The 23,727-nt window shown below is 71.3% G+C and carries 24 protein-coding genes; 9 read left to right on the top strand and 15 right to left on the bottom strand.

Features of this window, described 5'->3' with window-relative positions; translation table 11 throughout:
• Positions 1 to 15: 15 nt before the first annotated feature.
• Together ABZY57_RS15160 and ABZY57_RS15155 are read right to left on the bottom strand one after the other, a co-directional pair.
• The gene (locus ABZY57_RS15160) at positions 16 to 852 is read right to left on the bottom strand and encodes a serine protease (protein ID WP_356511915.1); all 837 of its coding nucleotides are present in this window, start codon (positions 850 to 852) and stop codon (positions 16 to 18) included.
• A gap of 176 nt (positions 853 to 1,028) precedes the next feature.
• The gene (locus tag ABZY57_RS15155) at positions 1,029 to 1,349 is read right to left on the bottom strand and encodes a hypothetical protein (protein WP_356511913.1); all 321 of its coding nucleotides are present in this window, start codon (positions 1,347 to 1,349) and stop codon (positions 1,029 to 1,031) included.
• Positions 1,350 to 1,441: 92 nt separating this feature from the next.
• Between ABZY57_RS15155 and ABZY57_RS15150 the strand changes: the two genes are divergently transcribed.
• Both ABZY57_RS15150 and ABZY57_RS15145 read left to right on the top strand, forming a co-directional pair.
• Positions 1,442 to 1,837: a hypothetical protein gene (locus ABZY57_RS15150; RefSeq protein ID WP_356511911.1), complete on the top strand. Its 396-nt coding sequence runs from the start codon at positions 1,442 to 1,444 to the stop codon at positions 1,835 to 1,837.
• Between the two features lie 300 nt (positions 1,838 to 2,137).
• A complete protein-coding gene (locus ABZY57_RS15145; RefSeq protein ID WP_356511909.1) occupies positions 2,138 to 3,424 on the top strand; it encodes an extracellular solute-binding protein in 1,287 nt (428 codons plus the stop codon).
• Between the two features lie 156 nt (positions 3,425 to 3,580).
• Here ABZY57_RS15145 and ABZY57_RS15140 read toward each other — a convergent pair whose 3' ends face one another.
• The 7 genes from ABZY57_RS15140 to ABZY57_RS15110 form a co-directional block, all read right to left on the bottom strand.
• Positions 3,581 to 3,922 carry a TcmI family type II polyketide cyclase gene (locus ABZY57_RS15140; RefSeq protein ID WP_356511907.1) on the bottom strand — a complete coding sequence of 114 codons (342 nt, stop codon included), beginning with the start codon at positions 3,920 to 3,922 and terminating at the stop codon, positions 3,581 to 3,583.
• A 20-nt stretch (positions 3,923 to 3,942) separates the two neighbouring features.
• The gene (locus ABZY57_RS15135; protein WP_356511905.1) at positions 3,943 to 4,422 is read right to left on the bottom strand and encodes an SRPBCC family protein; all 480 of its coding nucleotides are present in this window, start codon (positions 4,420 to 4,422) and stop codon (positions 3,943 to 3,945) included.
• A gap of 1 nt (position 4,423) precedes the next feature.
• A complete protein-coding gene (locus ABZY57_RS15130) occupies positions 4,424 to 4,681 on the bottom strand; it encodes a phosphopantetheine-binding protein (RefSeq protein ID WP_112448182.1) in 258 nt (85 codons plus the stop codon).
• An 18-nt stretch (positions 4,682 to 4,699) separates the two neighbouring features.
• Positions 4,700 to 5,935, bottom strand: coding sequence for a beta-ketoacyl synthase N-terminal-like domain-containing protein (locus ABZY57_RS15125; protein WP_356511902.1), 1,236 nt, complete (start codon positions 5,933 to 5,935; stop codon positions 4,700 to 4,702).
• Complete coding sequence (locus ABZY57_RS15120) at positions 5,932 to 7,215, bottom strand: beta-ketoacyl-[acyl-carrier-protein] synthase family protein (RefSeq protein ID WP_356511900.1); 1,284 nt, start codon at positions 7,213 to 7,215, stop codon at positions 5,932 to 5,934. Before ABZY57_RS15120 ends, ABZY57_RS15125 begins: the two co-directional genes overlap by 4 nt.
• Positions 7,212 to 7,658: a cupin domain-containing protein gene (locus ABZY57_RS15115; protein ID WP_243333070.1), complete on the bottom strand. Its 447-nt coding sequence runs from the start codon at positions 7,656 to 7,658 to the stop codon at positions 7,212 to 7,214. Before ABZY57_RS15115 ends, ABZY57_RS15120 begins: the two co-directional genes overlap by 4 nt.
• Before the next feature lie 111 nt (positions 7,659 to 7,769).
• Complete coding sequence (locus tag ABZY57_RS15110; protein WP_356511898.1) at positions 7,770 to 8,891, bottom strand: SchA/CurD-like domain-containing protein; 1,122 nt, start codon at positions 8,889 to 8,891, stop codon at positions 7,770 to 7,772.
• Between the two features lie 285 nt (positions 8,892 to 9,176).
• On the opposite strand from ABZY57_RS15110, the gene ABZY57_RS15105 reads away from it, so the two are divergent.
• On the top strand, positions 9,177 to 10,817 hold the full coding sequence (locus tag ABZY57_RS15105) for an FAD-dependent monooxygenase (RefSeq protein WP_356511896.1): 1,641 nt from the start codon (positions 9,177 to 9,179) through the stop codon (positions 10,815 to 10,817).
• A gap of 84 nt (positions 10,818 to 10,901) precedes the next feature.
• On the opposite strand, the gene ABZY57_RS15100 is transcribed toward ABZY57_RS15105, so the two are convergent.
• Positions 10,902 to 11,129 carry an acyl-CoA carboxylase epsilon subunit gene (locus tag ABZY57_RS15100; RefSeq protein ID WP_356511894.1) on the bottom strand — a complete coding sequence of 76 codons (228 nt, stop codon included), beginning with the start codon at positions 11,127 to 11,129 and terminating at the stop codon, positions 10,902 to 10,904.
• A gap of 248 nt (positions 11,130 to 11,377) precedes the next feature.
• On the opposite strand from ABZY57_RS15100, the gene ABZY57_RS15095 reads away from it, so the two are divergent.
• Complete coding sequence (locus ABZY57_RS15095) at positions 11,378 to 11,737, top strand: DUF6204 family protein (protein WP_356511892.1); 360 nt, start codon at positions 11,378 to 11,380, stop codon at positions 11,735 to 11,737.
• 45 nt (positions 11,738 to 11,782) lie between these two features.
• Here ABZY57_RS15095 and ABZY57_RS15090 read toward each other — a convergent pair whose 3' ends face one another.
• Positions 11,783 to 12,454: a DUF4360 domain-containing protein gene (locus ABZY57_RS15090; protein ID WP_356511890.1), complete on the bottom strand. Its 672-nt coding sequence runs from the start codon at positions 12,452 to 12,454 to the stop codon at positions 11,783 to 11,785.
• A 328-nt stretch (positions 12,455 to 12,782) separates the two neighbouring features.
• Here ABZY57_RS15090 and ABZY57_RS15085 point away from each other — a divergent pair, with 328 nt between their 5' ends.
• Positions 12,783 to 13,058, top strand: coding sequence for a galactose oxidase early set domain-containing protein (locus ABZY57_RS15085; protein WP_356511962.1), 276 nt, complete (start codon positions 12,783 to 12,785; stop codon positions 13,056 to 13,058).
• 12 nt (positions 13,059 to 13,070) lie between these two features.
• Here the strand turns inward: ABZY57_RS15085 and ABZY57_RS15080 are convergent, their stop codons facing one another.
• From ABZY57_RS15080 to ABZY57_RS15070, 3 genes are all read right to left on the bottom strand, one after another.
• The gene (locus tag ABZY57_RS15080) at positions 13,071 to 16,466 is read right to left on the bottom strand and encodes a CARDB domain-containing protein (protein ID WP_356511888.1); all 3,396 of its coding nucleotides are present in this window, start codon (positions 16,464 to 16,466) and stop codon (positions 13,071 to 13,073) included.
• A gap of 683 nt (positions 16,467 to 17,149) precedes the next feature.
• Positions 17,150 to 17,761: a HutD family protein gene (locus tag ABZY57_RS15075; RefSeq protein ID WP_356511886.1), complete on the bottom strand. Its 612-nt coding sequence runs from the start codon at positions 17,759 to 17,761 to the stop codon at positions 17,150 to 17,152.
• 149 nt (positions 17,762 to 17,910) lie between these two features.
• Complete coding sequence (locus tag ABZY57_RS15070; RefSeq protein WP_356511884.1) at positions 17,911 to 19,446, bottom strand: MFS transporter; 1,536 nt, start codon at positions 19,444 to 19,446, stop codon at positions 17,911 to 17,913.
• 143 nt (positions 19,447 to 19,589) lie between these two features.
• Between ABZY57_RS15070 and ABZY57_RS15065 the strand changes: the two genes are divergently transcribed.
• The 4 genes from ABZY57_RS15065 to ABZY57_RS15050 all read left to right on the top strand — a co-directional run bounded on the left by ABZY57_RS15065 (position 19,590) and on the right by ABZY57_RS15050 (position 22,199).
• A complete protein-coding gene (locus tag ABZY57_RS15065) occupies positions 19,590 to 20,033 on the top strand; it encodes a MarR family transcriptional regulator (RefSeq protein WP_356511882.1) in 444 nt (147 codons plus the stop codon).
• Positions 20,034 to 20,179: 146 nt separating this feature from the next.
• A complete protein-coding gene (locus ABZY57_RS15060) occupies positions 20,180 to 20,371 on the top strand; it encodes a DUF5302 domain-containing protein (protein WP_356511880.1) in 192 nt (63 codons plus the stop codon).
• Between the two features lie 330 nt (positions 20,372 to 20,701).
• Positions 20,702 to 21,112 carry a rodlin gene (locus tag ABZY57_RS15055; protein ID WP_356511878.1) on the top strand — a complete coding sequence of 137 codons (411 nt, stop codon included), beginning with the start codon at positions 20,702 to 20,704 and terminating at the stop codon, positions 21,110 to 21,112.
• A gap of 175 nt (positions 21,113 to 21,287) precedes the next feature.
• Positions 21,288 to 22,199 carry a glycoside hydrolase family 19 protein gene (locus ABZY57_RS15050; RefSeq protein ID WP_356511960.1) on the top strand — a complete coding sequence of 304 codons (912 nt, stop codon included), beginning with the start codon at positions 21,288 to 21,290 and terminating at the stop codon, positions 22,197 to 22,199.
• A gap of 21 nt (positions 22,200 to 22,220) precedes the next feature.
• Here ABZY57_RS15050 and ABZY57_RS15045 read toward each other — a convergent pair.
• A partial coding sequence (locus ABZY57_RS15045; protein ID WP_356511876.1) for a LuxR C-terminal-related transcriptional regulator occupies positions 22,221 to 23,727 on the bottom strand: 1,507 nt, incomplete at its 5' end.

Raw genomic sequence — 23,727 nt, 5'->3', positions numbered from 1 at the left:
GCCCCGACGCGTTCGCTACGGCTTGGGGAGCGTGCAGCCGGGGCGGCTCAGGTCGATCGTGTTACCGGGGCCGACGCAGGGGACGATGGTGTAGGTCTGCTGCGCGTAGTTGATGCCCTGGCGGACCGTCACGGCGCCGCTCTCGGACACCTCGCACGGGTTGTTCAGCGTGCAGGACCCGCCGTCCTCGTTGCCCGTGTTGTTCACGGCGACCACCTTGCCCGTCGTCGTGTCGATCACCGGGGAGCCGGAGGTGCCGCCGATGGTGTTGCAGGACGAGGTGTAGCGCAGGGAGTCCTTCCAGGTCCACTCCCCCTCCTTGAGGCGGTACGCGAACCCGTCGACGTTGCAGCTGTACGTTCGCTTCCAGTAGCCGGACACCACCTTGATCGCGGTGCCCTGCACGGGGTGGGCGTCGTTCAGGGTGAGCGCGTTGATGCCGTACTGGCTGCTGATCTGCGCGTAGGTCTTGGTCAGTTGGTAGATCGAGATGTCGGTGTCGGCCATCGTGGCGTACGAGATCTTGCTCGCGCGCAGGGTCGCGACCTTGGAGCCCGAGGCGTTCAGCAGCGAGAAGGAGCGGCTGGACGCCTTGTCCTTGACGACCTGTCCGGCCGCCGGCATGCCGGACTCCAGACAGTGACCGTTGGACAGGACGAGCGCGGGGTCGGTGGGCAGCGAGTTCGGCACGCGGACGACGGAGCCGGAGCAGTTGCTGAGAGCGACCGTGCCGGCGAAGTTGACTGCGACGGCCTGTCGGGCCGTGTCCCGGGGTGCCTGGGCCACGGCCGGCGAGGCCACCGCTCCGGTGAGGAGCAGGGCGAACGCGGCGCCGGCGAGAGGCTTGTTCATGTGGGGGTTCCCCTCTGGGTGACAATGCGACCGAAGATCCTTCGGTTGTCATGCGCATTGTTAAGAGGGGAACCTCAACTCACAAGAGTGCCTTACCAGTTCGGGTTCTCCGGAGAACGGCCGTAATCGGACTTGTGGCGCCGCCCCGTCGGCCGATCAGCGGGCGGCGGCCGCTGTCACGCGGCGAGCTCCCGCTCGGGGCCGGAGCCGTCGGCAGCCGCCTCGGGAATGACGTGCTGCTCCTCCTCGGGGCGGCCCTTCCTGGGCAGCAGGAAGGTGATGGCGAGGAAGGCCACCAGCAGACACGCCTGGACGATCAGCGCGCGGTGGAAACCGGTGGTGAAGTCACCGGCCTCGGCCCGGGCGAAGAACACCGAGCCGAAGATCGCGACGCCGATGGAGCCGCCGACGGCGGTTCCCACCGCGAGCGGCAGGTTGCCGAGTCCCGCCTCCCCGGCGGTGAAGCGCTGGCCGATCTGGAGGTAGAGGGTCAGCACGAGCTGCGTGCCGATCAGCCCGCCGAAGAACAGGGCGATGCCCGGTTTCGCCCTGTTCGCCGTGCAGCAGCGCGGTGCGGCCGCCGCGGGCCGTGATCACGCTGGTGACCCCGGGCCTGCTGCGCAAGCCCGCCTTCACCGTCGGGCTCGGCCGTCGCGGCCACGATCAGCGCCGCGATTCCGATGGGCAGGTTGATCAGGAACACCGACCGCCAGCCCAGACCGAAGAAGCCGCCTTCGATGAGGAAGCCTCCCAGGACCGGGCCGATGATCTGCGCAGCGGCGCCCACATCCAGGAACGGGCGGACGAGTTCTTCGGCCCGCTCGCCCACCGCCTCGACACCACGATGTCGCACTACCCGCCCCAGCTCCTGGAGCAGATCGAGTCGTTCATGGCCGACCTCCGCTCCGCCATGGACGCCCACCTCACGGAGCAGGGGCAGGCGACACCCCGCTCCCCCCGCACCCCCGGCGGCCGGACCGCCTGAGGGGCACGGCGTCCGCGGACGACCCCACCGCAAAGACACCAATCGATTCCGGGCCGAACTTCTCCCCGATTCGGCGCAGACGGGCTTTCGGCATGTCTACGCGCGTCCGCACGCTCACGCACATGTCGGAAAGCACCAGAAGGGAAACTCTCGGCTGGATCATCAACCACACATGTCCGTCCAAGGGATTCAAACCCGCCACCATCGGGAGATGATTCCGGCCGACGGGCCACGGGGCATCCCCGGCCCGAAGTGACATGCGCAGTAGCGAAATCCAAGCGAGATCAGGGGAATACACCCGTGCGACGAAGGATTTTCGGCACGGCCGCCACCACGGTGGTGCTCGGCCTGCTGGTACCGCTCTCCGGATGCGGCGGTTCTGAATACGGCGCGGGTGAAAGCGGCACTCTCCGCCTGGTGGCCGCGGAATACGGGGACACACCTGCCACGAGTTCCGAGGCTTTCTGGTCCAAGGTGACCAGTGAGTTCACCGCAGCCCACCCCGGGATAAAGGTCGAGGTCGAGCTCCTGCCGTGGGCCGACATCGACAGCGAGGTATCCCGCATGGTCAAGGCCGGCAATGCGCCGGACATGGCCCTCATCGGTTCCTACTCGGACTTCGCGGCCCAGGACAAGCTCTACGCCGCCCACGAAATCCTCCCCGTCAGCGCCGAGGCCAACTTCCTCCAGCCCCTCGCCGAGGCCGGCTCCGTCAGGAGCACCCTCTACGGCCTGCCCTTCGTGGCGAGCAGCCGGCTCCTCTTCTACAACGAGGCGCTCTTCGACAAGGCGGGCATCAAGGCCCCCAAGACGTGGAACGAGCTCAAGGCCGCCGCCAAGGCGCTCAAGTCGACGGGCGTGAAATACCCGTACGCCCTGCCCCTGGGCCCCGAGGAGGCGCACGCCGAGGCGATGATCTGGGAGCTGAGCAACGGCGGCGGATACGCCGACAACAGCGGCAACTACAGCCTGGCATCGGCGCGCAACGTCCAGACGTGGAACTGGGTGAAGCAGCATCTGGTCGCCCCGGGCCTGACCGGCCCCACTCCCCCGTCCAAGCTCAACCGCGCCGATGCCTTCGCCGCTTTCCTGCGCGGCGAGGTCGGCATGCTCAACGGCTACCCCTCCCTGTACCACGAGGCGCGCGCCAAGGGCATCGGCGTCGGCAGCGTCGCCATGCCGGTCTCGGACACCCTCCGGTCGGAGGAGGCTCCGCCGGCGGTGGGCGTGGCCGACTGGATGATGGCCTTCAAGCAGAACGGCCACCGCGAGGAGATCGGAGCGTTCCTGAACTTCGTCTACAAGGACAAGAACCTCATGGACTTCGCCGGCCGCTACCACTTGCTGCCGTCCACCGTCTCCGCGTCCCGCGCCCTCGCCGGCAGCGAAGGCATGGACCAGACCGACACCGAGTTCCTGAACGCGCTGCGCAGCGCCCAGCTCTACCCGGTCAACGACCCGTCCTGGATGGCGGTCAGCGACACGATCAAGCGCAACATCGGCCGCGCCGTGGAACCGGGCGGGGACCCCAAGGCCGTCCTGGAGGACATAGCCGACAGGGCCGTCGAGGTCAGCGCGAACCACTGATTCCCGCGCGGCTGCTCGAGCAGGCGCCGACCTGCCGGCCGGCCCGGCTTCGAGCGCGACCGTCGCCCGATCCGCGTGAGCGGCACGGTGGCGGGCCCCGCACCCGGGTGGGTGCGGGGCCCGAGGCCTGCCGGTCGCGCGGGTCGCTCCGTACGGCTAGCCCGTACGGGAGACGCCCGGACGCTCCCAGCGGTAGAACTCGTTGGCCATGGCGTCCTTCGGGCTGCGCCAGGTCTCCGGGTTGTGCGGGCTGACGTAGGCGGTGAGCCGGTCGCTGAGGTCCCGGAACTCCGGGTGGCCGGTGACTTCGGCGATGGCCGGGCCGGGGGGCCGGTCGGACTCGATGAAGTGCATGTACACGTCGCCGAACTGGAAGAGGCTGCGGCGGGTGACCCCGACGAGGTGCGGCAGTTCTCCCGCGTCCGAGGCCGCGAAGAGCTCGGCGATGTCGGGGGCGGACTGCGGCGCCATGCGGGCCACGATGAGAGCGCGGTGCATCCGGTGTGCTGCCTTTCGTCTCAGACGCGGCTGACCGCGGGCGTGCGGGTCTCGCGCTCGCGTTGTTCGATCTTGTCCCGGATCAGCTCCAGCTGGATCTTGGAGTTCTGATTGATGCGCGCGGTCATCCCGGCGTCGTCGACGGGTGCCTGCGGCTTCATCGCGAAGTCCTGGGTCCACACCATCCGGGTGCCGCCGGGAACCTCGAAGTACTGCCAGTGGATGTCCATGTGCTCGAACGGGCCGGTCTCGACCCGGCGGGCGCGCACGGTGCGGCTGACGGGGTCGGGGGTGCGTTCGGAGACCCAGCTCCACACGGTGCCGTTCTCGTCGGGGTGCATCGTCAGGCGGAAGCGGGTGGTGGGCCCGTCCTCCTCCAGGATCTCCAGCGAGGCGTACTCGCTGAACAGCTCGGGCCAGCTGGAGAGATCGTTGGTCATCTCCCAGACGGTGTCCATGGGCGCCTTGACGACGATTTCGTTCTCGGTGTGTCCTGCCATCTCAAGCTCCTGTCATGAGGCTGGTGTTGACGAGTTCGAGGAACTCCTTGGGGGTCTTGCAGCGGTCCGCGTCGGTGGGCAGGGCCCGGCCGCGCTGGTTCTCCAGCAGCCCGACGATGCCGAGCAGGCCCAGCGAGTCGAGGCCGTAGTCGTCGAACAGGGAGTCCGGGCGGTTCTTCATGTCGGCCGGGTCCACGGTGATGCCGGCCCCGGACTTCATCAGGGCGGCCAGCTCCTCGACGGTCAGTCGTTCGGACATGAGCGGCTCCTTCTGTCTCTAGGAGGGGATTCTGAGGACGAGCGCGGCGTTGGAGCCCATGAGGCCCCGGCTCAGCACGAGCGCGGTGCGCAGCTCCGCCGGGCGGGCGCTGCCGGTCACCACCTCGAGGTCGTGGCACACGTCGAACACGTTCGGCGTGGGCGGGATGATGCCGTGCTCCAGGGCGAGGACCGCGGCAGCGGTGTCCAGGGCGGGCGCCGCGCAGTAGGCCCGGCCCGTCCCGGTCTTGGGCGCCGTGACCGGCACCTTGCGCCCGTGTGCTCCGAGCGCGGAGGCGATCGCGGCCGCCTCGGCCCGGTCGGCTTCCGGGGTGCCGAGCGCGTCGGCGAAGACCACGTCGACTTCCTCGGGGGCGCAGCCCGCGTCCCGCAGGGCGCCCCTGATCGCGTGGGCCAGGCCCTCGGCGGAGGCGTCGGCCCGTTCGGGGTGGTGCGGGCCGGTGAAGGTCGCCGCGTGCCCGGCCAGGAGGGCCCGTACGGAGGCGCCCCGGCGCAGGGCCGCCCGCTCCTCCTCGACCAGGAACATCGCACCGCCCTCGGCGGGTACGAAGCCGCAGGCCTTCTCGGTGAAGGGCCGGTAGGCCCGCTCCGGGTCCTCGTCGGTGCTCAGGGCCTCGTATCCGAGCTGGCAGACGATGGAGTACGGGGCCAGGGGCGCCTCGGTGGCGCCGACCAGCATGGCCTTGCTGCCCTGGTTGATGGCCCGGGCGGCGTGCGCGAAGGCGTCGAGCCCGCCCGCCTCGTCGGCGGCGACGACCCCGCAGGGGCCCTTGAGGCCCCGGCGGATGGAGATCTGCCCGGTGCTGGCCGCGTAGAACCAGGCGATGGACTGGTACGGGCCGACGTAGCGCGGGCCTTGGCCCCAGAGGTGCTGCAGCTCGCGCTGGCCGAACTCGCCGCCGCCCGAACCGGCGGCGGTGACCACGCCGACCGAGAACGGGTCGTCCTCGTAGTCGGCCCGGCCGAGCCGGCCGTCCTCCAGGGCGAGGTCGGCCGCGGCGAGGGCGTGGTGGGTGTAGCGGTCGGTCTGGACGAGATAGCGCTCCTCGACCATCGAGGCCGCGTCGAAGTCCCGTACCTCGCCGGCCACGCGCAGCGGGAGGTGTTCGCAGCCTTCCCGGGTGACGCGGCCCAGGACGGAGGCGCCCGACTGGGTCGCCTTCCAGAAGGCTTCGACTCCGATGCCGTTGGGTGCGACGACTCCGATGCCCGTGATGACCGTACGGACGCTCACGAGACCACCTCCTCCTTGCGCTCGTCGGGCCGGGTCATGACCACCGCGGACTGGAAGCCGCCGAAGCCGCTGCCGACGGAGAGCACGTTGCGCAGTTCGCGCTCGCGGGCGACGCGGGGGACGTAGTCCAGGTCGCATTCGGGGTCGGGGGTCTCGTAGTTGGCCGTGGGCGGGACGACCTGGTGGGTCATCGCCAGGACGCAGGCGGCCAGTTCGATCGCCCCGATGGCGCCGAGCGAGTGCCCCACCATGGATTTGATGGAGGTCATCGGCGTCTTGTAGGCGTGGTCTCCCAGGACCTTCTTGACCGCCGCGGTCTCGTGGCGGTCGTTCTGCTTGGTCCCGGAGCCGTGCGCGTTGACGTAGTCGATCGCGCGGGCGTCGGTCCGGGCCTGGGCGAGGGCCGTTTCGATGGCGCGGGCCATCTCCAGGCCCTCGGAGGTCAGCCCGGTCATGTGGTGGGCGTTGCCGAAGGTGGCGTAGCCGCCGATCTCGCAGTAGACGGTCGCGCCGCGTGCGCGGGCGTGTTCCAGCTCTTCCAGGACGAGGACGGCGCCGCCTTCGCCGAGGACGAAGCCGTCACGGTCGGCGTCGAAGGGCCGGGAGGCGTGGGCGGGGTCGTCGTTGTTGGGCGAGGTGGCCTTGATGGCGTCGAAGCAGGCCACGGTGATCGGCGAGACGGGTGAGTCGGAGGCGCCTGCGATGCAGACGTCCATCTTGCCCTCGGCGATGGAGTGGAAGGCATAGCCGATGGCGTCGAGTCCGGAGGTGCAGCCGGTGGAGACGGTCTGGACCGGTCCGCGCGCACCCGTCTTCTCCGCCACGGCGGAGGCCAGGGTGGCCGGGGTGAAGGCCCGGTGCAGGTGGGCCCCGGCGAGCCGGTGGTCCACGTCCCACCAGTCTCCCGACTGGCTGACGGCCACGTAGTCGTGTTCCAGGCGGGTGGTGCCGCCCACGGCGGTGCCGAGGGAGACGCCGGTGCGCCAGGCTTCGTCCGTGGTGAGGTCGAGTCCGGCGTCGCGCACCGCCTCGGCTGCGGCGACCAGCGCGAACTGGATGTACCGGTCCGCGCGGGCCGCCTCCTCGGCGCCGAGGCCGTGTGCGGCGGGGTCGAAGTCGACCTCCGCGGCTATCCGGGAGCGGAAGCCGGTCGGGTCGAACAGGGTGATGCCGCGGGTCGCCGTACGCCCGTTGGAGAGCAGATCCCAGAAGGCGGAGGCGCCGATCCCGCCGGGGGCGACGACGCCGACCCCGGTGACGGCCACGCGTCGGCGGGTCACGAGACCGCTCCCGCGCGGTCCGGGGGCCGCTCCCATGCGGAGCCCTCCGGGTGGACGGCCTCCTCCGTGTCCACGTGCCCGAGCTTCGGGTCCGGGGCGAGCGGTCCGAGGTGGAAGACCATGCGGGCCTCGGTGCCGCCGACGTTGCGGAACCGGTGGCGCACGTTCATCGGGACGAGGAGTCCCTGGTCGGTGAGGAGCGGGTGGGCCTCGCCGTCGAGGTCGACCTCCAGCTCACCGGCGACCACGTACACGAACTCCTCGGAGTACGGGTGGTAGTGCTCGGCGATGTGCTCGCCCGGGGCCATGACGGCCAGTCCCATGAAGCCGCTGGTGCAGCCCACCGAGGTCGGTGTCAGGACGGCCCTCAGGTCGCCGCCGCGCCGCGTGTTGGGCTGCGTCTCGCTGAGGTCCACGATGTGCGGTGGGCGTTGTCTGGTCATGGCGGGGGTTCCTCCTGGCGGTGGGGGCCTGGACGGGGCTGGTGGGTGGGGGGGGCCGGGGATGAGGGATCCGGGTGGGCCGGTGGGCCGGGTGGGCGGGGCCTCCGCGGGTCAGTTTTCGGCGGGGGCCCTGCGGTCGGTGATCAGGCTCATGGTGTGGCGGACCACGGACGCGACGGCGCCGTCGGTCCCGCTGACGGGTCCGGCCATCAGGCGGGCGAGTACGGCCGCCTTGCGCGGTCCGCGGACGCCGAAGGCGGTTTCCAGCCCCTCGTCGTGCGGGGTGCGCACATCGATGAGGCGTACGACGATGTCGTCGCGCTGGAAGATGCTGCTGCTCACGGTCGGGGCGTCGGACCGGTGGGCCGCTTCCTCGTCCTGCCGGGCGAGGAACCGGGCCAGCGCCGGTCCGCAGCCGGGCTTGGCCGGGTAGAACAGCGCGTGGCGCCGTACGTCGGAGCGGTCGGCGCCGCCGGCCTCGTCGGCGGCGACGTGGTGGACGGCGGGGAGCGCGGCCCGCATGAAGAACATCCGGGCGGACTCGGGGTCGCCGAGGTCGCGGTCCTGCTCCAGGTAGGGGTTGATGGCCTCTTCGACGGCCCGCACCTCGGGCTGCTCGGAGACGTGTCGCAGGGCCGCCATCAGGTCGCCGCGGACCTCCACCGTACGCACGACCCGGTTGCCGTGCATGAACAGCGAGGTCCGCAGGAGCCGGGTGTGGCCGTCCACGTCGGCCGCCGGGGAGGCGTAGCTGGAGAGGATGGCGGCGACGTTCTTCTCGCTGCCGGGCTTGACCGTGAAGGTCAGGGCGTGGCGGACGATGCCGGCGCCGAGCCGGGGCGATGCCTGCAGCCGGGCCGCGGTGGGCCGCTGCGCGTCCTGGTAGCCGCGGCCGGTCTCGCGCAGGACGGTGTACTTGAGCGGGCGCATGGCGCGGGCGCAGGCGCCGAGGGGGCGCACCTGCTCGGCGTGGTGCTCGCTGTTGACCCAGGCGAGGTACTGCGGTGCGCTCTCCCACTCGCTGGTGATGAGCCACTGCGAGGGGTTCTCGAAGGACTGGCAGAGCTGGTCGCTGATGTGGCCCGGTTCCGACGCGATGTCGTGGCGCAGTTGCTCGTACGCCTCGAAGAACCGCTGCTGGGCTCCTTCGTGGAGGTCCATCAGCAGGACGACCCGCAGCATGGATCCGTCGAAGGCGGACTGTGACACCCGTTCGGACAGGGTGGTCGTCATCTGCTCGCTCCTTCGTGAGGGCCCTGGGGTAGGGCGGGGGTTTCGTCGCGTACGGACCCTCGTCCGTCATGGGCGGTGGCCGCCCCGGACCGGCGGCCGTCGGGGGGACGGCAGGCCGGCGTGTCTTCGGGGGAACCGCTGTCGCTCATCGTCATCCGGGTGCGGACGTACCGCTACATCTCCGGATCAAGCGGGTGACAACCGGCGTATCTCCTGGGCTTGGCCGGCGATCGGGGGCATAAAAGAGTGCACTCCCCCCACACAGAATTCAGGAGCTCGCAGCTGATGGAAGACACGGCAGATGTTCGCGTACCGGTTCTCGTCGTGGGCGGCTCCCTCGTGGGTCTGTCCACCTCGCTGTTCCTGAGCCGCCACGGCATCAGGCACCTGGTAGTGGAGAAGCACGCCGGTACCTCCGACCACCCGCGCGGTCGCGGTATCAACGCCCGGACCATGGAGCTGTTCCGTGTGGCCGGGGCGGAGGGCGCCATCCGGCAGGCGGCGTCCGCGCTGGAGAACAACATGGGCATCCTTCAGACGGAGTCCCTGCTGGGCGGCGACCACAAATGGCTGGTCAAGGCCATCGATCCGGCCGGGGCGCTCAGCAAGTTCAGCCCGACCGGCTGGTGCGTGTGCAGCCAGAACAACATCGAGCCGATCCTCGCCGCGCAGAGCCGCGCCCAGGGTGCCGACGTGCGGTTCTCGACCGAGCTGATGAGTTTCGACCAGGACGAGACCGGGGTGAACGCGCTGGTCAAGGACCGGGAGACCGGCGAGCACCGCACCGTGCGCGCCGACTTCCTGATCGCGGCGGACGGCCCGCGCAGCCCGGTGCGCGAGCAGTTGCGCATCCCCCAGACGGGCAGCGGCGAGCTCTTCCACAACGTCAGCGTCACCTTCCGCTCGCGCCGGCTCGTCGAGGTGCTGGGCGACCTGCGGTTCATCGTCTGCTACCTGATGAAGCCGGGTGCGGACGGGGCGCTCCTGCCGGTGGACAACGACACCCAGTGGGTCTTCCACCTCCCGTGGCACCCGGACCAGGGGGAGACCCTGGAAGACTTCACCGAGGAGCGGTGCAGGGAGCAGATCCGGGCCGCGATCGGCGTACCGGACCTGGACGTGGAGATCGGCGGGAAGGCTCCCTGGCACGCGGCCGAACGGATCGCCGAGCGGTACTCGTCCGGACGGGTGTTCCTGGCCGGCGACGCGGCCCACGAGATGTCCCCCACCGGAGCGTTCGGCTCCAACACCGGCATCCAGGACGCGCACAACCTGGCCTGGAAGATCGCGGCGGTCCTGAACGGTTCGGCGGGCATGGAACTGCTGGAGACCTACGGGGCGGAACGGCACCCGGTGGCCGTGGCGACCGCCCAGCGCGCCTCGGCCCGTTCGGCGGAGCACAGCCACCCCGGGTACGCGCCGCCGCCCACCATGGGCGGTGGACCGGGCAGCGGGGTCCTGACGACGGCCATGGCCTACGCGTACCCGAGCGGGGCGTTCGTCGGCGGGTCGCCGGACCGCCCGGTCATCCCGGAGGGGATGCGCATGACGGGCGACCCCGGCACGCGGGCCCCGCACATGTGGCTGACGCGGGCCGATGGCGAGCGGGTCTCCACGGTGGACCTGTACGAGCGCGCGTTCGTGCTGCTCTGCGGCGCGGGCACGCCCTGGCGGGCGGCGGCCGAGCGGGTGGCCGGGCGGCTGTCGGTGAAGCTCGACGCGTACGCCATCGGGTCTGCGAGCGCTCCCGGCACCGATCTGGTGCAGGAGGAGGGCGCCGACTGGAGCGAGGTGCACGCCATGTCCCAGGCCGGTGCCGTGCTGGTGCGGCCCGACGGGTTCGTCGCGTGGCGCTCGCAGGGGCCGGTGGCCGATGCCGAGGCCGCGCTGTCCGAGGCCCTGTCGACGGTGCTGCGCCGGGCCTGACCGCCCGTACGCCAGGTGGTCCCCCTGCCGCCGGCCCGTAAGCGGGCCGGGGGCAGGGGCGTTCATGGGTGCTGCCGGTCCGCGTCAGCGGCAGGCCCAGCAGCCCGCCCAGCAGCCGGATCCGTGATGCGCGGCGCGCCGGCGGCGGGCGGTCTCGGCACGTGCCGTTGCCGCGCCGGCGGAGTTGCGGCGGGCGAAGCAGGCGACGACCACCGCGATCGCGGCGAGTTCCTCCGGCGCGGCCACGCCCTTCTCCACACGGATCAGGCTGGCCAGCGGGGGCGTCTGGGCTATCGGAGCGTCCTTCAGCATCGGATCGGCCTCTCGCACAGGCGGACAGCAGGACCCCCCTCGCGGAATCCAAGGACTCCGGACTCTGCCGACGCTAGCGGGGCGCGACACGCCCGGCATACCGGGCAGTTGCGCGAAAGCCCAGGTCGCAGCCGCGTCGACCGGGTGATGCCGGGGTTGTTCGCGGCGCGCGGTGATTGGGCCGTCGGAGTGGCGGGCCCCGGAAAATCCCGGTGCGGACGGCCAGGAGTCCGGCCTAGGGTGACGCAATGAGTACCCGTACCTTCCGCATCACCGTCCGGGGTTCCTTCGACGGTCTCACCGGGGAGCAGCGCGCAGCGCTCCTCGCGGACTCGGCCCGGCACGACATGCTGACGGCCGAGTTCACCCCCGAGGGGCACCTCACGTACGACGTGGCGGCCCGCCCCTTCTTCACCTTCCGCTTCCTGGCGGAGGGCGAGGCCGAGGAGGACATCCTGGACGCGACCGCCCATGCCGAGCTCACCGCCGAGATCTGGCTGACGGAGCACGGATACGGCTTCAAGCGGATGAGTTCGCAGGCCCAGGACCTCACGCTGGCCCCCTTGAGCAAGCGGCAGCGGCAGGCGGCCGCGCGGGGGGACTCCTGAGCGGGAGTCCCGCGCGGCCGCCCGTGGGGCGCGCGGCGGGCCGGTTCAGCGGGCCGTGCACCTCTTCCAGGAGAAGTGGTAGACGCTGTTGATGCTGCCGTCGGTGGAGTCGAGCGCCATGTAGCTGGTCGTCGCCGGGTCGGAGGTGCCGACCTCGGCGCGCAGCTCGGTGTTGATGTTGAAGTTGCGCTGTTCGCCGCAGGGGGCGAAGACGAGGGCCTCGATGCCCGTGGTGTCGGAGGCCTGCCAGTTGTCGTCGAGCTGGCCGTAGAACTTGTGGGTGCGGTAGTCGGTCTGCTTCATGCCCTGGAAGTAGTAGCTGGCCTTCTGGGTGCCGACGGCGCCCTTCTGGAGGCTGCCGAATCCCCGGTAGTCGACCTGGGCGACGGCGTAGGTGAACCCCTGCGGGACGTGGACGAGCAGGGACAGCAGACAGTTCTTGCGGCCGTCGGTCGGGGCGCTGCTCCCGCCCGCCATGGCCAGGTACTCGCTGTAGGTGACGGTGAAGGCCGAGTTGTCCTCGGCCACGGCGACGGTGGCGCTGCCCGGCTTGCAGCCCGAACCGTTGACCGTGGCGACGTCGACGGTCACCCTGTCCTCCGGCGCGGCCGGGGCCGCGGGGCCGCCCGCCGCCCCGGCGGCGGAGGCGGGCAGGAGGGCGAGGAGGCCGCCGGTCACGAGGACGGCGCCGAGCGCGCTGCGCAGTGTTCTGATCATCCGGCCATGGAAGCGGTCCGTACCGCGCCGATGGGGGAACGGGTGCGCGGCCTCACTCCGATGGCCGGGCCATTTCACCGGAGAAACGTTCGGGCAGGGGGTCGGGGAGGGCCGAACGGCTCATCGGCGGGACACCGACTAGGTCGATTCACCCGATTCATCCCGGTAGTACCTATGTCGAGCGCCCTACGGAACCGCCCGCGCCGAGGATCCCCATGCGCCGCCTGCACGGGTCCGCCCTGCTCGCCGCGACCGCGGTCGTCTCCGCCCTGGTCCTCGCGACCGCGCCGGCCGCCGCCGGGGCGCCGGGACACGGCCCGGACGGCTCCTGGACCACGGAGGAGACGCGGAGTTCTCGGTGGAGAGCTCGACGGCCGCCGGAGTACGGCGGGCCGTGCTGCTGGCGCCGGCCACCGTCACCCATGCGGTGAACACCAGCCAGCGCCATCTGGAGCTGCGGATGACCGGCGTCCGCGGCCGCACGATCGGGCTGCGGGCGCCGGCCACCTCGGCCGACGCCCCGCCCGGTTACTCCATGCTGTTCCTCCTCGACGCGAAGGGTGTCCCCGGTACGGCGAACTGGGTCGAGCTCGGCAAGCGGTGAACCCGTGTGCCGTCAGCCGCCGTTGATCACGAACTGGGAGCCGGGTTCGATCAGGATGTTGCCCTGGGCGGATCCGGTGATGGTGACGCCGGACAGGGTGGCGTTGCCGCGCGCTCCGCCCATGGCCAGGATTCCGGAGCCGTTGTTGGACTTGTCAATGGTCACGTTCGTGATCTTGACGTCGGCCATGACCCCGCCGCCGGTCTTGAACTGGATGCCGTCGTAGGTCGAGTCGTGGATGTCGGTGTCCCTGATGACAACGCCCGGGATGGGCAGGTTGGACGGGAACAGGGTGATCGCTCCGAACTCCTGGTCCTCGTTCCAGAAGGCGCCGCCGGTGCGGAAGAGCCCGTTGCCCGCGATCAGGGTCTGCCCGGAGAAGGGCAGGGGGTCGTGGTCGGTCGCCAGCATGATGCCGGGGTAGTTCATGGTGTCGTAGATCAGGTTGTTCTCGATGGTGTTGCCGTAGCCGCCGTAGATGGCGATGCCGTTGGCCCGCCACGGCAGCTGGATGGTGTTGTTGCGGAAGTGGTTGTCGTGGCCGATGTCCACCGACTGGTCCTTGACGTACTTGCTGGACCAGACCGCCAGGGCGTCGTCACCGGTCGTACGGAAGGAGGAGTTGAAGACGGTGGAGTTGCGCGTGCCGTTGGCGAAGTTGATGCCGTCGGCGTAGGTGTCGCGGATCCTCATGCCGTTGAACTCGATGCCGTCGCCGGGACCCCACAGGGCCGGGATGTTGTCGTAGTCGCGGCCGACCCAGACACCGACGTTGGCGTGCTCGATCCAGACATTGGTGATCTTGGTGTTCTTGCCGAAGCGGCCGTTGAGGCCCACGCCGCCCTCGGCGTTGCCGTCGCCGCCGCGGATCCGGCCCGATCCGAAGATCGCGATGTCGGAGATCTGCGTGTTGTCGTCGATCTCGAAGCCGAAGTTGCCCTCGTGCGGGTGGTTGATGCCGCCGGCGTCCTGCGGCTGGGTGAGCGTGTAGAGCTGGGAGTGCCACATGCCCGCGCCCCGGATCGAGACGTTGCTGATGCCCACCTGGTTGAACTGGCCGCGGTTCAGCGGGTCGTCGGTGAGGATCTTCTGCTCCTGGCGCCACTGTCCCTGCGGGATCCAGACGCAGGCGATCTGCCCGTTCTGGTCCGCCGTCACGGCCTTCTGGATGGCCGTCGTGTCGTCGATGCCGTCGTTCGGGATCGCGCCGTAGTCGGTGATCGAGGTGCACTCGGCGGGCTTGGACGCCGCCGGGGCCACCTGCTCCAGGTCGATCAGGTCGATGACGTAGTACGAGGCCGTGTCGCCCGCGTCGCGCTGGAGGCGGAAGGTGGTGCCGGGCGGGTAGCTCTGCGCGAGCAGGGCGTGGGACTCGTCGAAGAGCCTGCGGGCGTCGCCGCCGGGGGTGTTGGTCAGGCCCTCGGGGCTGTCGGTGCTGCCGTAGAGCCAGCTGTGCCGGGAGGAGAGCGTCAGCTTCTGGGCGAAGCCGCCGTTGACGTACAGGCTGATCGTGGCGTCGGCTCCGCCGCCGTTCGGGGAGTCGGGTACGGAGTTGCGCACGACGATGGAGTTGGCCTGGTTGGTGGAGGTGAACTGTACGTACTGGCCGGTCGAGGAGAGGCGTACGGACTCGCGGCCCGAGGACTCCGTGGCGAAGTTGGTGTGCCCGAAGGTGCGCTTGGCGTCGCTCTGCAGCAGGGTGCCGCTGTAGCTGCCGGCCTCCGCCTCGTACTCGGTGTACGGGAGCGCCGCCCCGCGGCCGACGACCACGGCGCGGGAGTGGCTGTTGTTGTTCTCGTTGGTCTCGGCGACGAGGCCGGTCCCGTCGGCGGTGGCGGTGAGGGTGGCTCCGCCGCTGACCGCCGTCCAGGTCCCGTTGATCGGCACGTTGACGGTGGCGCCGGCGGCGATCGCCGGGGTGGGGCCGTTCAGGGTGGTGGCGCCCGCGACCAGGCGGGTGACGGTCCCCGCAGCCACCACTGCGGTGCCCCGGTTGCGGACGGCCACGGTGAAGGAGACCGGTGCGCCCACGGCCGGGTTGGCCGGGTTGGTGGTGATGGAGAGGGCTTCCAGGTCGGGTCCGGGAGCCTGGCCGACGACGAGCTTCGCGGCGGCCGTGCGGCTGTTGTTGGTGTCGTCCTGTTCGGGGACGCTGCCGGCCGGGTCGACCACGGCGGAGACGGTGTAGCTGCCCATCGGCCGCTTGCCCACGGCGACCGGGACGGTGGCCGAGGCTCCGGCCGCGAGGACGCCGACCTGGGCGCTGCCGGCGACCGCGCCTTCGAGGCTGACGTTGACGGCGGTGGCCGGGGAGGCGACCGAACCGGAGTTGCGGACGGTCGCGTTGACCGTGACGGCATCGCTCTCGGAGGGGGTGGCCGGGGACCAGGAGAGGTCCGTCACCGTCAGGTCCGGGTTCGGGGCGGCGGCGCCGATCACCTGGAACTCGGCGGCCTGGCCGCCGCCGGCCCCGGTGTTGCCCGAGAACTTGAGCTGGACGTCGGCGAGGCGGCCGGTGACGGGAACGGTCACGGTGTTCTTGTTGCCGGCCGGGCTGAACGCGTAGTCGGCGCGGGCCTTCAGGGTGGTGAACCCGCTCGCCGACTGCTCCCGGCCCAGGATCTCGAAGCTCTGGGTGCGGTTGCCCCAGGCTGCGTCGGGGTTGAGCTTGAGGACCACTCCGGTGACGTCGGCGTTGGAGCCGAGCTTCACGGTCAGCGTGGACTGCTGGCCGCCGGCCTCCCAGTAGCTGGTGACGCTGTCGTCGTTGGCGTTGGCCGCGACGAACGACTGGGTGGTGGAGGAGGCCTCGATCGGCTTGCCCTTGGCGAGGTTCACGCCCACCGGGGGCGGAGTGCCCGGGTCTCCGGGATCACCCGGGCCGCCGCTGCCGTCGGCGGAGTACACCTCCAGCTCGGATATCTGCGCGGCCTGCCAGCCCGTGTTGGCGCTGACGTTCACCCGCACGTAGCGGACCGTCGCGGCGGTGAACCCGATGGTCACCGCGTTGGACTGGGCGGGGTTGAACACCCGTCCCGCCGAAGCGGACAGGGTGGTGAAGGTGTTCCCGTCGGTGCTGCCCTGCACGGTGAGCGTCTCAGTGCGCGTCTCCCACGGGGCGGGCAGCTTCAGCACCACCTGGTCGACGGCGATGCTGCTGCCGAGGTCCACCTGCACCCACTGCGGGAAGGCGCCCGAGGGACCCTCCCAGTACGAGCCCTGGTTGCCGTCGGCGACTCCCGAGGCGCCGTACCCGCCGAGGGATCCGCTGGCGGAGACCGTCTTGCCCAGGGCGAGGTTGGGTCCGCCCGCCGCGGCGGCGAGGGTGACGGGCAGGAGTCCGACCGACATCAGTCCGGCGACCACCGTGCCGGCCAGCATCAGCCGGCCGCCTTGCTTCCATCTCATGCTGTCCTCTGTTCCATGAGGGGACCGGCCCGACGCAGCCGCGCCTGCCGCAAACTTGCGCAACGTTATTTATTTTTTGAGTGATCTGATCGCAGTTATGCGGCCATGGCGCCACAGGTTTCTAGCAGATGACGACTTTGTCAACGCTTCGCACAGAGAGGGGAGTTCGGCCTACACGTCGGGCCGGCCTCGCTCCAGGTAGTCGAAGGCCGCGTGCGGAGCGCGCCGCGGTCCGCAGTCTCCGGGGCGCAGCGGGCCGGGATCCGCACCGGATCGTCATCGGCCGGACGTCCGCGCCTCGCGCCGGAGGTGCGCAGCACCGACACCCCGGCGGCGCGGCCTCGTACCGCCCGGGCGGAGGACCCCTCACGCTCGGAGGCGTCCTCCCGGATCAGCGCCTCCCGCCCTTCCCGCCGGGGAAGGGCGCGAACGGGGTCGTCAGGGCCGCGTCGGTGACCTTGACCGCCCTCGGCGCCCTTGACCTGGTCGAAGCCCGTCCCAGGAGGAGCCGCGGGGGCGGCGGCGGCGGGCGCCCGCCGCGGTGCGGCCCTTTTGCGTTCGCGTCGCCCGGGGCGCGGCTTTCTGGCTGCCGGCGGCGCCGGAGGCGCCCCCGCGGATGCCATGGCCGTCAGCCGCGCCGCCGTCATGGGAGCGCCCCGGAGCCCGGTGGAGCGGATGACCTCCTACGGCCGCCGAGTCCGGCCGGGCTCCGTCGGGGCCGGGACCGCCGGGGCCAGGCGGACCACCGCCACACGCCCGGAGCTCCGGAGCAGGGCCTCCCGCCCTCCTGTCATCAAGACGGCGTCGTACGCGTCCAGTGCGGCGGAGCCGTCGACCTCGGCCGTCCCTTCCAGGGCGACGATCAGCAGGCTCTCCCCGGGCCGGACGGCGAGCGCGAGGTCGCCCCGTACGACGGCGGTGTCGGCGCTCACCACGCCCCGGCGGTACATCACGTTGAAGTTCACCACCGGCCCGGCCAGCAGCCGGCAGTCCGTCGGCTCGTCCCCGGGAAACCGCTGGGGCGCGTACCGCCGGTCCACGAGGCGTCGCACGCCGCCGATCGCGAGGTCCATGCCCGCGCCCTCCGCGAGGGTGAGCGTGCGGTCGATGCCGGGGAACACGGAGAAGGCGCCGTCGGCGGTCACCTCCGCGAGGCTGACCCGCCAGCCGAAATCGTCCATGCCGCAGCCCTCGGGTCCCGCGGCGATCTCGCGGGTCACTCCCCCGCCGTTCTTCCACCGGGCCGCCGGACGGTCGGCCGCCCGCAGGATCCGGATCGCTTCTTCGCTGGTCATGACACCCTTCCGGCCCCGGTGACGCGCGTCCCGGGCTCGGCCGAGCCTATCCACCGGGTGTGGCCTGCACGCGGGAGCGCCCCCGGGCCGCCGCGGGTGCGCGGCGGCCCGGGGGCGGCAGGGGATCGGGACGGTGCGGTGCGGACGGATCAGGCGTCGGCCTTCTCCGCCGGGCGGGCGGACACCTTCGCGGTGGAGGCCGGAGAGGCGCCACCGCCCGCGGCCGCCGGTGCGGGGGCGTCCGTGCGCGGGCCGTGTGCCCCGCGCAGGCCGATTCCGCTGATCACCGCGACCAGCCCGAAGGCCACGGCGCCGATGGCGAAGGTGAGGGTGAAACCGGATTCGGCGGGCAGTGCGGGGACTCCGGCCGGGAGGTGTTCGATCGTCTTCGACGCCAGGATGGTGGTCACGATGGCGCTGCCGATCGCGCTGCCGGTGGAGCGGGAGATCGAGTTGATGCCGTTGGCGATGCCGCTCTGGTGGTGCGGAACGCTCGCCATGATCACGGCGGGCATGGCCGCGTAGCCGAAGCTGACGGCCGCGCCCACGATGAGGCCCGCGCCGATCACCGAGACGCTGTGGCCGTGGTCCAGGGCCAGCCAGCCGAAGCCGGCGGCGCCGAGGGCCGCCGCCACCGCCAGTGCGGCGCGCGGTCCGCGGTGGCGGACCAGCTGCCCGCCGATCGGCGAGGCGAGGAGCGAGACGATCGCTCCGGGCAGCAGGAACTCCACGGAGGCGCGCAGGATGGAGGCGTCGAAGCCGTATCCGGTCAGGGCCTCGGGCATCTGGACGAGGTAGGAGACGCCCAGGAAGTTCGCGAACATGCCGAAGCCGACGAGGATGCCGGCCAGGTTGGCCATCAGGACCGGACGGTGGACGAACATCCGCATGTCGACGAGGGGCTCGCGGACCTTGAGCTCGGTGAACACCCAGACGGCGGTCATGACGACGGCGCCGGCGAAGCTGCCGAGCGTACGGCCGGAGGCCCAGCCCCACTCGTGGCCCTGGGAGATCGGCAGCAGGAGGAGCAGCAGGGCGATGCCCAGGGTGAGCGCGCCGAGGAAGTCCGTACGGCCACCGGTCTTGTGGCGGGTCGCCGGAACCAGGAGGACGACCGCGAGCAGCGCGAGCACGGCGAAGCCGGTGGCCATCCAGAAGGCGTTGCGGTAGTCGGCGTCGCTGCCGGAGGTCAGCAGGCCGGTGGCGACGAGCGCGAGGCCGCTGCCGAAGGCGAGGGTGCCGCTGACCAGGGCCATCGCTCCGGGGAGCTTCTGGGGGCGGACCTCTTCGCGCAGCACCGAGAGGGCGAGCGGGAAGATCGCGGTCGCGGCGCCCTGGAGGACCCGGCCGAGGAGGAGCAGGGGGAGCGAGGACGCGAGTGCGGCGATGACGGAGCCCGCGACCATGACGCCGAGCACGGCCACCAGTGTCGGCTTCTTGCCGTGCTGGTCGCCGAAGCGACCCAGGAGCGGGGTGAAGACGGCGGCGGACAGCAGGGTGGCGGTCGTCACCCAGCTGACGTTGGCGGTGGTGGTGCCGAGATCGCTGCGGATCAGCCCCAGGATCGGGACCGGCAGCGTCTGCATCATCGACACGACCATGGCGGCCAGGCTCAGGGCGAAGACGATGACCGTCTCGTTCCGGCGGCCGCCGGCCTGCGTGGTGGCGGTGGGGGTGGGGCTCATGGCAGGGAGAACCTTTTCAGTGCTTCAGATCGCAGATGTTTGACGTCATCAAGTACTTCGACTCCAGCAGACGGTAGACGTCAATAGTTAAGGTGGTCAAGTAAAAGGTTGATAATATGAAGCACCTTGAGTACGCTCCGAGCATGAGCGCCACCACCCCCCACGCCGTCCCGACCAAGCTGGAGCTGCTGGAGCTGCTCGCCGCGATCGGCACCGCCCAGTGGCGGGATTTCGCGGCGGCCGCCGCACACCACGGCCTCACCTCCACCCAGGCGAAGGTCCTCGCCCAGCTGAACGGACCGCTGCCGATGCGCGGCCTCGCCACCCTGCTGGTGTGCGACGCCTCGAACGTGACCGGCATCGTGGACCGGCTGGAGGCCCGTGAGCTGGTCCGCCGCGAGCCCGACCCCGCGGACCGGCGCGTCAAGAACGTCGTGGCCACGGACGCGGGCCGCGAAGTGATCCGCAAGGTGCGCGAGGAGATGCAGGCCACACACGGCGCCCTCGACGTCCTGGACGACACCGAGCGCGGCACGCTCCACGCCCTGCTGGAGCGGCTGCGCCCGACCCTGGAGAAGGACGCCTGAGCCCGGCCGAGGCTCCCCGCACGCCGCTCCCGGACCACTCCCGGACCGGTCCGGGGGCACGGGGAGGCCGCATCGCCCGAACCCGTTGGCCAGGGGAAACACCACCTGACAGACTGCAACGGCTTCAGAACATTCCAGGAGGACGCATGTCAGAAGAATCAGACACCCCGCAGAACGAATCGCCGGCCGAGGAGGCCAAGCGGAAGTTCAAGGAGGCCCTGGAGCGCAACGCCGCCAATGCCCAGTCGCAGCAGGCGCACCAGAGCCGGGCGAAGATCCAGGGTTCCAGCGGCGGCCCCGGGGGCAAGAACAAGAAGGTCCGCCGCAAGACCGGCTGACCACCGCGGCGTCGCATTGCCGCGACACCGCCCCCGTCGACCCCGACGGGGTCCGGGACCCGCATGCGGTCCGGACCCGGTCGGGGGCGGCACCCCCCAGCGCACGGGGCGCGAACCCGGCGCGCATGCGCACGTGACCACACGGGGAACGGGATCCGCCCGCCTGTCGGCATTGGGTCAATCGGCCGACGCCCGACCGCACCGGTGGAGTGCAAGGTTGAGCCACTCGGGTGATGGGTGATAACCCCCGGTGTCCACGGCAGTTGAGCAGCTCGTCCCGCCGAGGGCAGCTATCTCATGCGACAGTGCGACAGAAGAAGGATCCCCCACATGCTCAAGAAGTTCATGGCCACCGCCGCCGCCACCGCCGCCGTCCTGGGTGCCGGTGCCGCCGTAGCCTCCCCGGCGATGGCGATCGGCAACGACAACGGCGTCAACACGGTCAACGGCAACGACTCCTCGCAGCTCTACGGCAACCAGGAGACCGGCGGCGCCATGAGCCCGCAGATGTCCGCCATCCAGGGCTCCCTGAACAAGCTCTGCATCGGCCTGCCCGCGAAGGTCAACGCCCAGTCGATCCTGGCCCTGGTCAACGTCGGCGTCCAGGACATCCCGATCGCCTCCAACCCGCAGAACCAGCAGTGTGCCGAGAACTCCACCCAGGCCAAGGGTGACGAGACCGCCTCGCACATCCTGGACAACATCCCGGTCCTCTCCGGCAACCTCTCCGCCGGTAGCTGACCCCGAACGAAGCGCCGGTGCACCGCCCTTCGGGGTGGCGCACCGGCGCTTCGTTTTGGTCTAGACCTTGACAGGTCCAGACCATACTCGCTTCAGTGGGCGCAGTTGTCCGTTCGACCGTTGCCCCCCCCACGGCAACTCCCCCCACTGAAGGAGAACTTCCGTGCAGCCCACCCTGCGCCGCCGCGCCCTCTCGCTGGCCGCCGCCGCGGCCGTCACCCTCGGCCTCGCGATCGCCCTCCCCTCCTCCCCCGCCGCCGCCGCTCCCGCCTGCGCCGGCGCGTGGGCGACCTCCGCCGTCTACACCGGCGGCATGAACGCCTCGTACGGAGGCCACAACTGGCAGGCCAAGTGGTGGACCCAGGGCGAGACCCCCGGCACCACCGGCCAGTGGGGGGTCTGGTCGGACCAGGGCGTCTGCGGAGGCGGAACGACCCCGAACCCGGACCCGACCACCCCCAACCCGTCCGGATTCGTCGTCAGCCAGGCCCAGTTCAACCAGATGTTCCCAAACCGGAACCCCTTCTACACCTACAACGGCCTGGTCGCGGCCCTCTCGGCCTACCCCGGCTTCGCCACCACCGGTGACGACACCGTCAAGCGGCGCGAAGCGGCGGCCTTCCTGGCCAACGTCTCGCACGAGACCGGCGGACTCGTCCACATAGTCGAGCAGAACACCGCGAACTACCCGCACTACTGCGACACGAGCCAGTCCTACGGCTGTCCCGCCGGGCAGGCCGCCTACTACGGGCGCGGACCCATCCAGTTGAGCTGGAACTTCAACTACAAGGCGGCCGGCGACGCCCTGGGCATCAACCTCCTGGCCAACCCCTACCTCGTGGAGCAGGACCCGGCCGTCGCGATGAAGACGGCGCTCTGGTACTGGAACACGCAGAACGGCCCGGGCACGATGACCGCCCACGCCGCCATGGTGAACGGCGCCGGCTTCGGCGAGACCATCCGCTCCATCAACGGCGCCCTGGAGTGCAACGGCGGCAACCCGGCGCAGGTGCAGAGCCGGATCAACACGTACCAGAGCTTCACCCAGCTCCTGGGCGTGACCCCGGGGAACAACCTGAGCTGCTGAGCCCGGCCGGCGCGCCTTCGGTCAGCTCAGCCGCAGCGTGGTGGCCAGCTGGGCTCGGGACCGGACGTCGAGCTTCTGGTAGATCCGGGTCAGCCGGGCCTCCACGGTCTTCACGCTGACGAAGAGCTTCGCGGCCGCCTCCTGGTTGCTGGCGCCCTGGGCGACCAGCACCGCGAGGCGGGTCTCCGCCTCCGTGAGGGCGGCCAGGGGCCGGGGCCCGTGCCCCTCCCCCGGGGAGGGGCACGGGGACGGCTCCCGGGCGAGCTCGGTCCACGGAGCCGCGCCCGCCCGCTCGAAGACCTCGGCCGCCGCCCCCAGGGCAGAGCGGGCGGGGGCGCGCCGGCGCCGGCGGCGTTCCACGCGGGCGAGCGCCAGCAGCGTACGGGCCCGCTCCAGGGGGAGTTCGAGGAGCTCGAAGCGCCGTGCGGTGTCCTCCAGCAGGGCTACCGCCGCATCGGCATCGCCCTGCGCCGACAGGCACAGGCCCCTGGCCCGGTCGAGGGCGGCGATCACGCTGGTGCGGCCGAGCGCGAGGGCCGTCGTACGCACCTTGGCCTGGAGTTCAGCGGCCTCCTCGGGCGCGTCGACGGCGACCAGGGCCTCGGCGAGCTCCCCGTGCCAGCGCAGGATCGAGGGGTCCACCACCTGCTGCGCGGCCTCCAGTTCGGCGACGCGGCGCAGGGTGGTGACGGCTTTCGCGGCCTCGCCCGTGGCCAGTTCGACCAGGCCGAGCACGTACAGGCCGCGGGAGAGGAAGACCTGGTCGTGCTCCTCCTCGGAGGCCTGGATGCCGCGCCGGGCGTATCCGGCGGCGCGTGCGAAACCTCCGCCCATGGCCTCGGCCAGGGCGGCCAGGTACCAGGCGGGGCCGGGCGACAGGCCCGCCTCGACGGTCAGTTCCAGCGCGTCCCGGGCGTGCGCGGTGGCCGCCGCGCACCTGCCCCGGCGCAGTTCCACCTCGGTGAAGCTGCGCAGCACCTCGAAGACGTCCTCAGCGGAGCCGGTGCGCCGTACTGCGGGCAGCAGCACGAGCAACTGGCGCCGGGCGTCGGCGTTGCGGTCGTCGAAGAGGGCGTGGCGGACGGCGAGGTACTGCGGGGCGTTGCGCATGCCCAGCGGTACGTCGGGCGCGGGCAGGGCCAGGGCCTCGCCGAGGATCTCCTCGGCGTCCGGGTCCCCGAGGATGCGGCCCATGCGAGCCCGTACGGTCAGCGCCATGGCTTCGGCGACCTGGTCGCCGCCGCTGCGGGCCAGTGCGCCGGCCTGCGCGGCGGCGTCGCGGGAGCGGACGGGGTCGCCGTCGCTGAGGTTGTGCTTCCAGGCGGTCCGCAGCCGGACGGCGGCCTGGAGGGCGGGGTCGCCCTCGGCGTCGGCCATGGCGTGCGCGAAGGTCTCGTCCAGGGCCCCGAGGGCCTGGCCGGCGGCGTCGATGACGGCGAGGCGGGCCCGCACCCGGTCGCCGGGCGAGGCGTCACGGGCGAGCACGGCGCGGGTGGCGCGGCGGGCGAGGTCGGCGCGGTGACGGCGG

This window comes from Streptomyces sp. NPDC006450, from assembly GCF_040612195.1.
Taxonomy (GTDB): Bacteria; Actinomycetota; Actinomycetes; order Streptomycetales; family Streptomycetaceae; genus Streptomyces.
The sequence above is the reverse complement of the archived record's forward strand: the minus strand, read 5'-3'. Positions and strand labels throughout refer to the sequence as shown.

Coding starts and splice junctions, on each gene's coding strand:
- ABZY57_RS15080 (WP_356511888.1), bottom strand. CDS start 16,466: ATGAGATGGAAGCAAGGCGGCCGGCTGATGCTGGCCGGCACGGTGGTC.
- ABZY57_RS15140 (WP_356511907.1), bottom strand. CDS start 3,922: ATGCACCGCGCTCTCATCGTGGCCCGCATGGCGCCGCAGTCCGCCCCC.
- ABZY57_RS15055 (WP_356511878.1), top strand. CDS start 20,702: ATGCTCAAGAAGTTCATGGCCACCGCCGCCGCCACCGCCGCCGTCCTG.
- ABZY57_RS15075 (WP_356511886.1), bottom strand. CDS start 17,761: ATGACCAGCGAAGAAGCGATCCGGATCCTGCGGGCGGCCGACCGTCCG.
- ABZY57_RS15090 (WP_356511890.1), bottom strand. CDS start 12,454: ATGATCAGAACACTGCGCAGCGCGCTCGGCGCCGTCCTCGTGACCGGC.
- ABZY57_RS15115 (WP_243333070.1), bottom strand. CDS start 7,658: ATGACCAGACAACGCCCACCGCACATCGTGGACCTCAGCGAGACGCAG.
- ABZY57_RS15070 (WP_356511884.1), bottom strand. CDS start 19,446: ATGAGCCCCACCCCCACCGCCACCACGCAGGCCGGCGGCCGCCGGAAC.
- ABZY57_RS15095 (WP_356511892.1), top strand. CDS start 11,378: ATGAGTACCCGTACCTTCCGCATCACCGTCCGGGGTTCCTTCGACGGT.
- ABZY57_RS15160 (WP_356511915.1), bottom strand. CDS start 852: ATGAACAAGCCTCTCGCCGGCGCCGCGTTCGCCCTGCTCCTCACCGGA.
- ABZY57_RS15100 (WP_356511894.1), bottom strand. CDS start 11,129: ATGCTGAAGGACGCTCCGATAGCCCAGACGCCCCCGCTGGCCAGCCTG.
- ABZY57_RS15110 (WP_356511898.1), bottom strand. CDS start 8,891: ATGACGACCACCCTGTCCGAACGGGTGTCACAGTCCGCCTTCGACGGA.
- ABZY57_RS15135 (WP_356511905.1), bottom strand. CDS start 4,422: ATGGCAGGACACACCGAGAACGAAATCGTCGTCAAGGCGCCCATGGAC.
- ABZY57_RS15065 (WP_356511882.1), top strand. CDS start 19,590: ATGAGCGCCACCACCCCCCACGCCGTCCCGACCAAGCTGGAGCTGCTG.
- ABZY57_RS15130 (WP_112448182.1), bottom strand. CDS start 4,681: ATGTCCGAACGACTGACCGTCGAGGAGCTGGCCGCCCTGATGAAGTCC.
- ABZY57_RS15060 (WP_356511880.1), top strand. CDS start 20,180: ATGTCAGAAGAATCAGACACCCCGCAGAACGAATCGCCGGCCGAGGAG.
- ABZY57_RS15105 (WP_356511896.1), top strand. CDS start 9,177: ATGGAAGACACGGCAGATGTTCGCGTACCGGTTCTCGTCGTGGGCGGC.